The 12076-nt window shown below is 37.0% G+C and carries 16 protein-coding genes; 8 read left to right on the top strand and 8 right to left on the bottom strand.

Annotated elements, in window-relative coordinates:
• Positions 1 to 41 precede the first annotated feature (41 nt).
• Positions 42 to 797, bottom strand: coding sequence for a MurR/RpiR family transcriptional regulator (locus ATZ35_RS06510; protein ID WP_208930026.1), 756 nt, complete (start codon positions 795 to 797; stop codon positions 42 to 44).
• A 17-nt stretch (positions 798 to 814) separates the two neighbouring features.
• Positions 815 to 1603, bottom strand: a complete 789-nt coding sequence (locus ATZ35_RS06505) for a LysR family transcriptional regulator (protein ID WP_244148221.1) — start codon at positions 1601 to 1603, stop codon at positions 815 to 817.
• Between the two features lie 103 nt (positions 1604 to 1706).
• Here ATZ35_RS06505 and ATZ35_RS06500 point away from each other — a divergent pair, with 103 nt between their 5' ends.
• Entirely contained in the window at positions 1707 to 2246 is a 540-nt protein-coding gene (locus ATZ35_RS06500; RefSeq protein WP_208930025.1) for a DUF4865 family protein, read from the top strand.
• A 57-nt stretch (positions 2247 to 2303) separates the two neighbouring features.
• Here ATZ35_RS06500 and ATZ35_RS06495 read toward each other — a convergent pair whose 3' ends face one another.
• The 3 genes from ATZ35_RS06495 to ATZ35_RS06485 all read right to left on the bottom strand — a co-directional run bounded on the left by ATZ35_RS06495 (position 2304) and on the right by ATZ35_RS06485 (position 4625).
• A complete protein-coding gene (locus tag ATZ35_RS06495) occupies positions 2304 to 2864 on the bottom strand; it encodes a DNA-3-methyladenine glycosylase I (RefSeq protein WP_208930024.1) in 561 nt (186 codons plus the stop codon).
• A gap of 102 nt (positions 2865 to 2966) precedes the next feature.
• On the bottom strand, positions 2967 to 3665 hold the full coding sequence (locus tag ATZ35_RS06490; protein ID WP_208930023.1) for a glucosamine-6-phosphate deaminase: 699 nt from the start codon (positions 3663 to 3665) through the stop codon (positions 2967 to 2969).
• 192 nt (positions 3666 to 3857) lie between these two features.
• Entirely contained in the window at positions 3858 to 4625 is a 768-nt protein-coding gene (locus ATZ35_RS06485) for a C39 family peptidase (RefSeq protein WP_208930022.1), read from the bottom strand.
• A 240-nt stretch (positions 4626 to 4865) separates the two neighbouring features.
• Between ATZ35_RS06485 and ATZ35_RS06480 the strand changes: the two genes are divergently transcribed.
• The 6 genes from ATZ35_RS06480 (at position 4866) to ATZ35_RS06455 (ending at position 8056) form a co-directional block, all read left to right on the top strand.
• The gene (locus ATZ35_RS06480; protein ID WP_208930021.1) at positions 4866 to 5231 is read left to right on the top strand and encodes a hypothetical protein; all 366 of its coding nucleotides are present in this window, start codon (positions 4866 to 4868) and stop codon (positions 5229 to 5231) included.
• Between the two features lie 105 nt (positions 5232 to 5336).
• A complete protein-coding gene (locus ATZ35_RS06475) occupies positions 5337 to 5813 on the top strand; it encodes a GNAT family N-acetyltransferase (RefSeq protein ID WP_208930020.1) in 477 nt (158 codons plus the stop codon).
• 106 nt (positions 5814 to 5919) lie between these two features.
• A complete protein-coding gene (locus tag ATZ35_RS06470) occupies positions 5920 to 6387 on the top strand; it encodes a GNAT family N-acetyltransferase (protein ID WP_208930019.1) in 468 nt (155 codons plus the stop codon).
• Positions 6388 to 6409: 22 nt separating this feature from the next.
• A complete protein-coding gene (locus ATZ35_RS06465) occupies positions 6410 to 6793 on the top strand; it encodes an ACT domain-containing protein (protein WP_208930018.1) in 384 nt (127 codons plus the stop codon).
• A 98-nt stretch (positions 6794 to 6891) separates the two neighbouring features.
• Positions 6892 to 7623, top strand: a complete 732-nt coding sequence (locus ATZ35_RS06460; protein WP_208930017.1) for a class I SAM-dependent methyltransferase — start codon at positions 6892 to 6894, stop codon at positions 7621 to 7623.
• Between the two features lie 34 nt (positions 7624 to 7657).
• Complete coding sequence (locus ATZ35_RS06455; protein WP_208930016.1) at positions 7658 to 8056, top strand: DUF1622 domain-containing protein; 399 nt, start codon at positions 7658 to 7660, stop codon at positions 8054 to 8056.
• A 24-nt stretch (positions 8057 to 8080) separates the two neighbouring features.
• Here ATZ35_RS06455 and ATZ35_RS06450 read toward each other — a convergent pair whose 3' ends face one another.
• The 3 genes from ATZ35_RS06450 to ATZ35_RS06440 are packed head-to-tail and all read right to left on the bottom strand — an operon-like array spanning position 8081 to position 11078.
• Entirely contained in the window at positions 8081 to 8323 is a 243-nt protein-coding gene (locus ATZ35_RS06450) for a hypothetical protein (protein WP_208930015.1), read from the bottom strand.
• A 23-nt stretch (positions 8324 to 8346) separates the two neighbouring features.
• A complete protein-coding gene (locus ATZ35_RS06445) occupies positions 8347 to 9672 on the bottom strand; it encodes a PTS sugar transporter subunit IIC (RefSeq protein ID WP_208930434.1) in 1326 nt (441 codons plus the stop codon).
• Between the two features lie 23 nt (positions 9673 to 9695).
• Positions 9696 to 11078 carry a glycoside hydrolase family 1 protein gene (locus tag ATZ35_RS06440; protein ID WP_208930014.1) on the bottom strand — a complete coding sequence of 461 codons (1383 nt, stop codon included), beginning with the start codon at positions 11076 to 11078 and terminating at the stop codon, positions 9696 to 9698.
• 202 nt (positions 11079 to 11280) lie between these two features.
• On the opposite strand from ATZ35_RS06440, the gene ATZ35_RS06435 reads away from it, so the two are divergent.
• Positions 11281 to 12048: a MurR/RpiR family transcriptional regulator gene (locus ATZ35_RS06435; RefSeq protein ID WP_208930013.1), complete on the top strand. Its 768-nt coding sequence runs from the start codon at positions 11281 to 11283 to the stop codon at positions 12046 to 12048.
• The last annotated feature ends 28 nt before the right edge of the window (positions 12049 to 12076 follow it).

Raw genomic sequence — 12076 nt, 5'->3', positions numbered from 1 at the left:
TTGCAGGCTCTTATTTTATTTGTGTCACTCCTTAATATGCGTTAAACGCTAGATACTTTGGTTAAGATTTTTTCATAAACAAGAGTACTCATTACATGTAACATCAATCCAGAACGAGTTTTTTTCTGACTACCGGAACTACCAGTCAGTAGAGAATATGTACTGATCGATTTTAGTTTATTTGCAGACATGCTAGTAACCGCAATAATTTGAGTCCCATTGCCTTTTGCTTTAATAATGGTCTCATTGATTTCATCTACTTGACCACTTGAAGAAAAAACAACGATTACATCTTGCTCTTTACTGATTTGAGGAATATATTCAATCGAATTTTTATCTGAATAAACATTCCCCCAAAGATCGAGCAACGTTAGTTTGTGGTTAAACTCAGATGCTGCTAGAAAACTGGACCCCATTCCAACACAAAAAATTCTTCTTGCCTCGATTAGGCAATTACAGATTTGATCGATATTTTTTTCATCAGCTAATTCTAGAGTTGTTATCGTATCCTTTTTTATACCATCTAAAACACGCACAAATTCTGATTCTGCTGAACAGTTTTTTTGCTTTGCATCTCTTGCCTGAATAAACGCTTCTTTCATTTCACTAAAGGTGGCGTAATTCAACTTTTTACACGCTCTGATGACTGTCGCATTTGACACATATAGAACGTCTTTAATATCTTTTAATTTTAAACTCTCAATATCTTTAACTTTTAAAATGAACTCAACGACTTCCCGTTCGGCTTCTGATAATCGCTCGTAGTTTGAATTGATATCCTTGTAAATATCACTCATAACAAATCAAATCCTCCCTATATCAAGCCGCTGCTTTGCTCTAAAAATGAACGAACATCACGTCTGTTTATTTCATTTCCAGCGATATATATAGGAACTTGTTGTTCTATTTTATTGAAAAGCAACGACTGATTCTGTTTCTCATGAACAAAACGTTCAGGTAAAAGCGACCGGCCAGCTCCTTTTTTTATTAGGTCGATCATCAAGTAAATAGTGTCGACTTCGACAATTTTACATGTCAGCGGATTGATTAAAGATAGCATCATCTTTCTATACGGACATTCCTTATCCCGGCTAATCAGGTATACATCTTGGACACCTGAGGCAGATAGCCAGCCAACCGTTTCAGTAAATAAAATCGTGTTGGTAAGAGTCGTCGTTTTGTTGGTAACCAATACATCCAGCACTTTTTTTCTATACATCGCCTCTAAATGGACTGTTGTATCAATAAATAACTCGATTGTCGGCTGATGATCAATGGCCGCTGCTAAATCAAAATAATTAGAAGCGATTGTTTGGGTACAGCCAATTTTTATCGGTACTTTTTTGTAGTGCTTTTCGATTTCGTCAATCTGATTCAAAATGACCGTTGCATACTCTACTAATTTTTCCCCTTCTGGAAGTAGTATAACGCCTCGATTCGTGCGTTCAAAGAGCCTAACGGTCAATTCTTGTTCCAGCAGTTTGATTCGTTCAGTCACATTGGACTGAGCGTATCCCATGATTCTGGCAGCCTCTGACATTGAACCTGCAGCAGCTACACATTGAAAGATTGCTAAATCATTCAATTCCATCTTACCACCCATTTCTTGCTATCACAATTACTGATAACATATATCATTTTTTCGTATTATGCAATACTTTTTCAAAAGAATATACTGGATTTATCAAGAATAGGAGCTGAGTTGAATGAATGCTATGCAATACAAAATAATTTTACCGGATGATTACGACATGTCACTGATTCGACAACGTGTTGAAGAGAACGGTTCAAAAACAGATGGTTTTAAGGGGCTACTATTTAAAGCGTATCTTATTTCAGAAAAAACAGACGGTGCTGTTTCCAATTCGTACTCTCCTTTATATGTTTGGAAAGATTCTGAAGGAATGAATCAATTTATTTTTGGCGGCTTTTACGATGCTATCATCCACGACTTTGGTTGGCAAAATTGTCAAATCGGTATTCCTTTAACTGTAGATCTAGCAACTAATTTTACTGATTCTACTTATTTATTGGAACAAACCGTGACAATTGACGAACAACTTTCTTTGGAAAAGCTTCCAGAAAAGTTGTTAAAGATCAAAGACAAGTTACCTAAAAATAACTTGGGAAAACTCATTGTCTATAATCCAGATAAATGGCAAGCAGCGATTTTGGGGTTTTATGCTGAGAAACCTGACAAAACCAGTGCTGCTCTTTATGAAATCCTGCACATTTCTTCTAATTAAGGGTTCAGGTCCTGAGATTGGTCATTCTCTCAGGACCTGGAACAAAATGTGCTGATGTTACTTTTTGCACTTAAAACAATGCTGAACATGATCATCTACCATACCAGTAGCTTGCATAAAAGCATAAACAGTTGTCGTTCCTAAAAATTTGAATCCTTTTTTCTTTAAGTCTTTGCTGATTCTATCAGAGAGTTCTGTTGACGCAGGAACCTCTTTGATCTCTTTCCAACGATTTATAATAGGTTCGTTCTCTACGTAAGCCCAAATAAATTGATCAAAACTTCCGTATTCCTCTTGGATCTGCATAAATACTTTTGCATTATTGATCGTTGCATTGATTTTTAGTTTGTTCCGAATAATTCCTGGATCTTCTAGTAAAGAATCGATTTTTTCTTGAGTATAGGCAGCAATTTTTACATAATCAAATTGATCATATGCACTAGTCAGTGTATCTCGCTTTTTAAGGATCGTAGACCAGCTTAAACCAGCTTGCATACTTTCTAAAGTCAACATTTCAAATAGTTTTTGATCGCCATGTTCTGCTGTTCCCCACTCTTCATCGTGGTAGTTCGCTTCCAGTTCATTTCCATTAGCCCAATCACACCGAATTTTATCCATGCTCGTCTCCATTCTTTTTTATTAAGCATAACACGAGAACGTACGTTTGTAAAACTGATTTAAAAAAGATTAAGGCACGTTAGCACCTTAATCTTTTTTATTTTATTTATTCAGTTTACTTGCTGCTTCTTCGTCTAAAATGACTGTCAAATTAGGATGCAACTGTAAAATGGATGCTGGAAATTCTTCTGTAACAGGTCCTTGCAACACATTTTTAACCATTTCAGCTTTTTTCTCACCGTTGACGATCAAAATCAAGTGCTTCACTCGCATGACACTAACAGGTCCCATCGTTACAAATTCCATGCCTTTTTCCATTTCACCTGGCACGAACCACGGCTCTTCTCCTGAAACCTTCACTTTATAGGTTAGATTCTCGAAACTAGTTGTTGTAGGCATATTTCCACAGAAGTGTCCATCTCCGCCTAAACCAATCAACATTGCATCTAATCCGCCGTCTAAAGCTAAACGTTGATCTTGTTCTTTATAGTTTTCTACAGTTAAAGGATGGACATTTGCTTCATTGATATTAGCTGGATTCAAGTACAATTTACGCAAATCAGTAATCGTGATTCCTTCCGCTTGATTTGGTACTGGAATTTCATCAAAATTATAATAATGAACATTTGCGTAATCTGGTGATTCTTTCACGATCTCCACCATTTTTTTATACACACCAACAGGAGTATTACCAGCTGTAATAGACAAGTTGACACGTTTATCTTGGCTCATATGGCCTATTAAAATATTTTTAGTCGTTTCACTCATTGCTTCAAAGTCTTTTTCGATGATAATTTTCATTTGGTTCACTCCATTTCCTTTTTATACCTTGATTGTATAATGTGGGAACCATCCCATGTCAATGGTTTTCGCAAAAAAAGTAAAGCGTTTTCTACTCATGACAGCAGAAAAAGCCAACCATAAATACTGGTTGACCTTCCATTTTCTATCCGAATAAATAGTGAAACAGAAGCAACTCCTTCTGTCCCAACTTTATTTATATACCGCCCAGAAATTCATTGCTTCATTCAGCAGTTCATCTGCAGTAAATTCTTTTATTGAGTGACCTTTTGTTTCAGAGTCATTTGGATCATTTACCCAGAATTTCCCATTATTTGTACCACTTAATACCATAATATGACCCGTTTCAGTAAATAGCCCTGGTTTTACTGAGATGATTACAGGGTGTTTTTGTTTTAATTGTTCTTCTACCGCTGTCATATCTGTTTCAAGATCCTCAAATTGGTAGCCTTTTTCCATCGCAAAATCAGAGAAAACGGACCAAGCTGTCCCTTCCCCTTCTACAAAGTAATCGTTTTTCGACCAATTCAAAATATCTTGCGGTGTATACTGTTTATTATCTAAGAAAGAAGACACCATTGCTAATGATACAATTGCACAGCCATTGATTTCTAATGTATTACCATCAGGATTGTCCATGCCATAAGGTGTTGCTTTCCATTTATCGTCAGTTTGCAATAATAAGTTGATCGGCATCCGATTAGCAAATTTATTTTGGCTTAACCCTTCATTGACTTGTTCCGTGTATGTTAATTTTTTAACTTTTTCTGGCTCTTTTTTACTTTCACTTGTCTCAGTTATTTTTACTTCATTCGCTGCTTTGCCATCATTAAATAAAGCTGAAAATCCGCTACCTTCTGCCATAGGTGCTACTTTAGCTAAAAGAGCTCCAGCAAAGGCTGTGCCGACTAGTAATGCTATAATAGAAATGTTTGATTTTTTTGTCTGTTTTTGTTTCATTGAAATCTCCCTCTTTTAAGTTGAAAGCGTTGAGTCGTTATTTACTTTCAAACAAATTACATAAATGTAATCGGTACTTCTAATATTACTGAAACTATCGAAAAAAGCAAGTAGGAATAATTCTTTACAAGATTATTACGAACATATTTTCTTGAATTATTTGACTTTATTAGGTAGAATGGTAGTATCTGATTGTTCAGAGTCTGACAGTAGTAGTAAATTCGTGAAGGAGGTAGAAGAATGGACAATAACCACAAATCAACAATGAAAAGCATTTCAAAATTGATCAGCCAATCTTCCCAAAGTTTCTTTTCGGCATTTTTAGACGACTCTAAAGATAAACAGAGCAAAGATAAAGAGCGTGAAGAAATTCTTAAGAAATTACAAGTTGCTTCTGCTCAAAAAAGTTTAGTTGTTCTACAATTAAAAGAAGTGCCGACTTCTCAAAAGTTTGAAACAGTATCTGGATGGATCGTTTCCAAGAGCATTGGTGATTCGATCATGTTGCGTTTACAAGAAGACAGCCAACAAATCCGAATGATCACTGTTGACCATATAAAAAAAGTCAGTACCTTGTCTAAAAATGACAAGCGCCTCATTAAGTAATCAAAATAGCCAGAGAGAAATGCTTTTACTTCTCTCTGGCTATTTTTTATTGAAAAATAGAATCCTATTCATGATAAAATAGATAAAAAGGCTTTGGAGGTCATTATGAATAACCCAATCAAACAGCTTTCGATCATAGATGAATCAGAACTTAAAGCAGCTCTCACACTTGTTCAGCGGGTTTTTCTTGAATTTGAAGCACCTGATTATTCTGATGAAGGAATCCAACATTTCAAGCAATTTATCTCTTTTGATACAATTACGCAGCAATTAGCAGCGCAAGAATTAACGCTTTGGGCCTGTTTCTCTAATGAAGCAACCATAACTGGGTTGATTGCAGTGCGTTTGCCAAACCACATATCCTTGCTTTTTGTGGATAAGGCGTTTCATAGACAAGGAATTGCTCGTCAGCTTATGAAAACAGCGACTACCTATTGCCAAACGGTCCACATGGCAACCCAACTAACATTGAACTCTTCACCTTATGCGCTTGACGCCTATCACCATCTCGGCTTTATACCAACGGGTAGTCAACAAGAAGTTGATGGTATTATTTTCACGCCAATGAAAAAAATTCTATAAAGCAACTGCACAAGACCTCTCAAACAAGTTATACTATAAGTATAAAGGAATTGCTATTTTCCTATCGGCTAAAATAAGCACATTACGCTAGGCAGGAGGAAAACTCATGTACCTAAAAATGTACGATGATACGCACCAAACTTTTATTAATGATTATTGCCTATCCCAAAAGAAAAGGCGCTATGTCCGTGAACCAAAAATCGCTATTGCTCTAACCAAAAAAGACCCCCATCGTCATGGTGTTCTCGTTTTTGAACACGATCAGCTCGTTGCCTTCTTGACTCTTTATGAAGCACAAGGCGGCAGTCCCTATTCTATCAATAAAAATAATATTTTAGTCCAGGACTTTTCTACTGATTATCGTCACTTAGGGAAAGGCTATGCCAAACAAGCGACTCATTTGTTGCCAGCATTCATTCACCAGCATTTTTCGACGATCGATCAACTTACGATCATCGTAAATGAAGACAAAGCGTTTACCCAATCTTTATGTCGACAAGCAGGCTTTAAAGAGGCTGACAATCACCTTCCGCCTATTTACGGGTCTCAAGTCTTTTTAGAAATCCCGATTTAACATACTACTCGGAGGAAAACAAATGCACTTGAAACTATTAGATACACTAAACTATGCCATTATAAAATTTCCGGTTGATACCCCAATTCCTACTTCATTCCATAAAATCAAAACATTTAAGAGCCTGACTTACACACACGATGAATGTTCTGTGATTGTCCCTTCTGGCTCGCTGGAGACAGATCTTGCTCTTTCTATTGATGAGGACTGGTTCATTATTCAGATCGTCGGCGAACTAGATTTTTCTTTAGTAGGTATTTTGACACAATTGGCTAATCCTTTGGCTGACAATCAGATCTCGATTTTCGCGTTATCCACATACAATACCGATTATCTTTTAATCAAAAATAAAGACAAAACGAAAGCGGTTCAGGTGTTGAGCGATTGTGGTCATACTTTTCAATAAACGGATGCCAGCTTCCTTAAATTCTCTTTTATGGGTATTCTCGTCACAATCTGGTACAATTAATAAGACAAAAGTACGTTCATTAAAGGAGACACCGTATGAAAAACGAATATGACAATCCTAATTTTTTTGAAGCTTATAGTCAAATGGATCGTTCAAAAAAAGGGCTTGAAGGCGCTGGTGAGTGGCATGAGTTAAAAAAATTATTGCCTGATTTCACTGGAAAAACCGTTCTAGATCTCGGTTGCGGCTACGGTTGGCATTGCCGTTATGCCGTTGAAAACGGCGCGAAAAAGGTCATTGGCATCGATTTATCTGAACGGATGATCGAAAAAGCAAAAGAGATGACCGATTCTTCAAAAATCACTTATCATTTAATGGGTATGGATGAAATCGATGGACTAAATGAAACATTCGATATTGTGATCAGCTCTTTAGCACTCCATTATGTCCCTTCATTTGATGATATTGCTAAAAAAGTCAATCATTGTTTGAACTCTGGCGGCGATTTTATTTTCTCTACAGAACATCCGATTTTCACAGCACAAGGAACGGAAGATTGGATTTATGATCAAAAAGGGCAGCCACTTTATTGGCCAGTTGATCGCTACTTTGATGAAAGTATTCGTGAGACACTATTTTTAGGTGAAACCGTAATGAAATATCACAAAACCTTGACTACTTATTTGGACGGACTATTAACAAATGGCTTTCAAATCACTCGCTTGGTTGAACCGATGCCCGCTCCTGAAATGCTTGAAGCAAGTGCCCAAATGAGAGATGAATTGCGTAGACCAATGATGCTGTTGGTTTCTGCTAAAAAAATATGAGCCTTTCTAGAATACAGAAAAAGGGGGACGTCCAATGCACGATTTAGCTCAAAACATCATGGATAATTTAATTCCTTTCTTTGATTTATTTATTTTAGCGTTAAATATTTTTTCGATTGTGGTCTTGATTTGGGGCGTAATTATGGCTGGAATCGATTTTCTAAAAAGTGAACGAAACGATCGAAATCGTGTTGTAATGGCACGTCAAAATAATTTCATCAAAAGTTTTCTAGGTAGTTATATTCTCCTTAGTTTAGAAATACTGATTGCCGCAGATATCATTGAATCGATCATCAAACCAACTTTTCAAGATATTTTAAAATTGGCTATTTTAGTAGTGATCCGAACGGTGATCTCCTACTTCTTGCATAAGGAAATTGAAGATGCTCTGAAAGATAAAGAAAATGAAACAATCGATAAAAAGACAAGCTGATTTAATCACAGCTTGTCTTTTTATCTACCCTAACCGTTGGATCGCAAGTTGGTGTGTATGCTTAATTTGTAAAATCGTGGCACAAACTAAAGTGGCACCAATCACTGGAAATAATGAGCCGATCCACGTACTTAGCACAACCGTAAGTCCCACAATCAAAATAGCCCCAACGATCAATTGCCAAAGTTTCTTTTGCAGTAACCACTGATTTTCCTTCAACAAATAATGAGTCCCGAAAATCATGCAGCCACTAATCACATAAATCATTTCTACTACCTCCTATGCTCTCATCAAAGCTCTTCAACAGCCATCGCAGTCTCTTCTTGTTCCACTTGCTGCTCTTGTTCTACTTGGATTTTTTCAAACATTTTAAAGAATGGATAATAAATCGCTAACGAAACCGCAAAACAAACAAAAACCATAATGCATGCGACCCAGTTCCAATTCGAGGTGATCAGCGCTCCTAAAGGTGCAGGGATCGAAAATGGCGGTTTGACCATCATTTTCGGCATCCAACCTAGCGCTGTTACAATATAAACTAAAATCGTATTCACAATCGGCACCGTGATAAAGGGGATTGCTAATAGTGGATTCATTACGATCGGTGTTCCAAAAATCACGGGTTCATTGATATTGAAAATCCCTGGTAAAATCGATAATTTCCCTAATTGTTTCAAATATTTTGATTTAGAGAACAAGAATAAGAAAACAAGTGCTAACGTTGCGCCAGTACCGCCCATTTGCGCATACCATTGATAAAATTGTTCTGTAAAAATATTCGGTAATTGAAAAGCACTCGTACCATTTTGAAATAACTCCGCATTTTCGATAATCGCTTGATCCCAAAACGGACGAATGATCGGTCCTAGAACAGCATGACCGTGAATCCCTAACGCCCAGAACAAACAAATCATAAATTGCGTGATAATACCGCCAAAAATATTATTACCTGTTAAAAAGACCTTCAAAGGTGAAATTGCTACACTAAGCAGATCATTTAAATTGAAGTTAAAAAAGTGACGAGGAATCCAAAAGACTAAAATCACTAAAAGCGTCGGTAGCAACGCAGCAAACGATTCTCCCACTACAGGAGGAACACCTTCTGGCATTTTGATTTCCAAGTTTTTTTCTTTCGTAAAACGATAAATCTCAACTGAAATCAACGCTGCCACAATCGCTCCAAACAATCCTTGGGAGCCAAGTGGTGTAATCGGTATATAACGACCACTTGCCACGACATTTCCTGCTGTGTCCACGCCTTCTTGAAGATTGACTGGCATGACCATCAAAAGTGTCGCTAACATTGAAAGAAAGCCGCTAGTGATCTTATCTAGCTTGTACGTATTTCCTAAAAACGAACCAATTGTAAAGGCAGCGTATAAAGACATCAAACCTACAGTAAACCGAAACGGAACATCTAATGCTGCTAAATATGGAGCAATCATTTCAGAATAACCAGGGATCGGTAAGTTTAGCAAAATTGTAAAAAAGGAGCCCACAATCGTCAGCGGCAAAATCGAAATCAGCCCATTCCTGATTGCCTGTAAATGCCGCTGATTACCAATTGCATTTGCAATCGGTAACAGTTTCATCGCTAAATTATCGAGCGTTTTCATCATCAGAATCACTTTTCCTTTCTTTACTCAAACCCATTATTTTCCACTAACGCTTTAAACCACAAACCAGATTTTTTGACCGTCTTTTCTCCTGTTGCCAGATCTAACCGATAAAAACCATAACGATTTTTATAGGCATTGCCCCAAGACCAACAGTCTACAAACGTCCACATATGATACCCTAAACAGTTGCTCCCTTCCTCCATCGCTTGATGCAAATACGTTAAATGTTCTTTCAAAAAGTCGATTCGATACTCATCTTGAACCACCCCTTCTTCAATAAACGCTTCTTCTCCTTCGATTCCAATACCATTTTCAGAAACAAACCAATCGATATTGTCATACTCTGTCTGAATCTTTTTCGCAATATCGTATATTCCTTTAGGATAGATCTCAATTCCGCGAGAAGTGTTCATCCGTCGACCCGGCATAACATATTCGTCAAAAAACCATTCTGGTGAGAAAACCCCATTAGGATTCGGTACACACTCTTTCGCTTTAACTCTACGAGGACGATAGTAATTGATTCCTAATAAGTCGATCTTTGTCGCTGCAATCAGTTCTAAATCTGAATTAGAGACTTCTGGTAATTGATCATATTCTTGTAGAACTTCTTTTAAACGTACTGGGTATTTCCCCTTTAAAATCGCATCATTAACACTCTTTGTATAGAATAAATCTGCCATTTCAGCCGCGTATAAATCTGCTGCGTTTTGACTACGAGGATAAACCGGTATGACATCCATAATGATGCCGATTTTTCCAGCTAGTTTCATTTCACGGTACACCTTGACTGCTTCACAATGCGCTAAAATGATATTGTGTAATACGGCTGCCGCACGCTTAAAATCAACGACATATGGATAATGACGATCATGCAGATAACCGGCTTCTGCTGGAATCATTGGCTCATTAAAAGTAAACCAATACCTCACTCGATCACCAAACAACTCAAAACAGGTTTTAGCATATTGTTTATATGCATCCACCACTGCTTTAGCCTCAAATCCACCTATTTCTTGAAGCGCCATCGGCATATCAAAATGATACAAATTGACAAATGGTTCCACCCCTTTAGCAATCAATTCATCAATCATATTATTATAAAATATCACCGCTTCAGGATTGACCGCTCCCGTTCCGTTTGGAATCAAGCGTGACCACGAAATTGAGGTACGGAATGAGTTAAATGAGATGTCCTGCATTTTTTGAATATCCTGTTGATAGTCTTGATAAAATAAAGAAGTGTTCTCTGTTGTAACCCCATCATAAAAACGGTGATTATATTCTTTGGACGCATAGTCCCAGATATTTCCCCCTTTTTCATCACCTGTTACTCGTCCTTCTGCTTGTGTAGCACTTGAAGCGGCTCCCCAAAAGAATGATTTTGGAAATGTTACTTTCATTTGTTAGTCCTCCAATTTATAGTTTAAGTTCAAATAAAACATTTTAGTTTGAACCTTCTTGCAGATTGCGCTTTCACGATCTATAATTGGAGTATAGCATTGATTATAATGTTTGTTATACGCTTTCATTTCTTTGTGATAAGTCACGTCTTTTGTCATTTCTCACAATTTTGTCACAGTTTGTAACTACAAGGAGGACGCTATGCTGTTTTTAGATTATATTCCCGATTTAAATCCTTTAGAATATGAGATTTACCACTATATCGCAAATCATTTAAAGCTTGTGACTTACATGCGTATCAGGGACTTAGCTGATGAAACACACACAAGTACTGCAAGTATTTTGCGTTTTTGTCACAAATTTGAATGTAATGGTTTTTCGGAATTCAAAGTAAAACTTCAGCTATATTACGAGTCCATCAACCAAGCTCAAATTGCCGATGTTGATGAAACCCAACACATTCATTTTCTGGAGCGTGTTAATGAGCCCTTTCTCGACAGCAAAATCGAACAAGCAGTTGCCCTTTTAGCAGATAAAGGATTAGTCCTGTTTCTTGGTTCTGGCTCTTCAGAACCAATTGCTGCCTATGGCTCTCTTTATTTTACAAATTTGTCTCAAACCGCCTTACGTATTGAAGATCCTTCCAATTACCCGATTGAATGGTTTCCAGATGATATTTTAGAACGAACTTGTGTGATTGCATTATCTGTTACTGGCGAAACAAAAGAAATCATTCATTATATTAAACGGCTGAACACGAAAAAATGCCCAATCATTTCAATAACCAACAGTGATAGTTCAACAATCAGCAGAATGTCCGATTTGAATATTCCTTACACAATCAATCGGGAAACTATCTATAAAACTAGTAATAATCACGACAAAACAATTGAACTAACCTCACAGTTACCAGCACTTTTCCTCATCGAAAAGATTGCAAAACGTTTGAGATTGCAGAAAAATATTTAATTAGGATCAAAAAAACAAGCAGAAGTTT

It is taken from the genome of Enterococcus rotai (genome assembly GCF_001465345.1).
Lineage (GTDB): Bacteria > Bacillota > Bacilli > Lactobacillales > Enterococcaceae > Enterococcus_L > Enterococcus_L rotai.
This window is presented reverse-complemented; position numbering and strand designations above follow the sequence as displayed.

Coding starts and splice junctions, on each gene's coding strand:
- ATZ35_RS06510 (WP_208930026.1), bottom strand. CDS start 797: ATGAGTGATATTTACAAGGATATCAATTCAAACTACGAGCGATTATCA.
- ATZ35_RS06505 (WP_244148221.1), bottom strand. CDS start 1,603: ATGGGTGGTAAGATGGAATTGAATGATTTAGCAATCTTTCAATGTGTA.
- ATZ35_RS06500 (WP_208930025.1), top strand. CDS start 1,707: ATGAATGCTATGCAATACAAAATAATTTTACCGGATGATTACGACATG.
- ATZ35_RS06495 (WP_208930024.1), bottom strand. CDS start 2,864: ATGGATAAAATTCGGTGTGATTGGGCTAATGGAAATGAACTGGAAGCG.
- ATZ35_RS06490 (WP_208930023.1), bottom strand. CDS start 3,665: ATGAAAATTATCATCGAAAAAGACTTTGAAGCAATGAGTGAAACGACT.
- ATZ35_RS06485 (WP_208930022.1), bottom strand. CDS start 4,625: ATGAAACAAAAACAGACAAAAAAATCAAACATTTCTATTATAGCATTA.
- ATZ35_RS06480 (WP_208930021.1), top strand. CDS start 4,866: ATGGACAATAACCACAAATCAACAATGAAAAGCATTTCAAAATTGATC.
- ATZ35_RS06475 (WP_208930020.1), top strand. CDS start 5,337: ATGAATAACCCAATCAAACAGCTTTCGATCATAGATGAATCAGAACTT.
- ATZ35_RS06470 (WP_208930019.1), top strand. CDS start 5,920: ATGTACCTAAAAATGTACGATGATACGCACCAAACTTTTATTAATGAT.
- ATZ35_RS06465 (WP_208930018.1), top strand. CDS start 6,410: ATGCACTTGAAACTATTAGATACACTAAACTATGCCATTATAAAATTT.
- ATZ35_RS06460 (WP_208930017.1), top strand. CDS start 6,892: ATGAAAAACGAATATGACAATCCTAATTTTTTTGAAGCTTATAGTCAA.
- ATZ35_RS06455 (WP_208930016.1), top strand. CDS start 7,658: ATGCACGATTTAGCTCAAAACATCATGGATAATTTAATTCCTTTCTTT.
- ATZ35_RS06450 (WP_208930015.1), bottom strand. CDS start 8,323: ATGATTTATGTGATTAGTGGCTGCATGATTTTCGGGACTCATTATTTG.
- ATZ35_RS06445 (WP_208930434.1), bottom strand. CDS start 9,672: ATGAAAACGCTCGATAATTTAGCGATGAAACTGTTACCGATTGCAAAT.
- ATZ35_RS06440 (WP_208930014.1), bottom strand. CDS start 11,078: ATGAAAGTAACATTTCCAAAATCATTCTTTTGGGGAGCCGCTTCAAGT.
- ATZ35_RS06435 (WP_208930013.1), top strand. CDS start 11,281: ATGCTGTTTTTAGATTATATTCCCGATTTAAATCCTTTAGAATATGAG.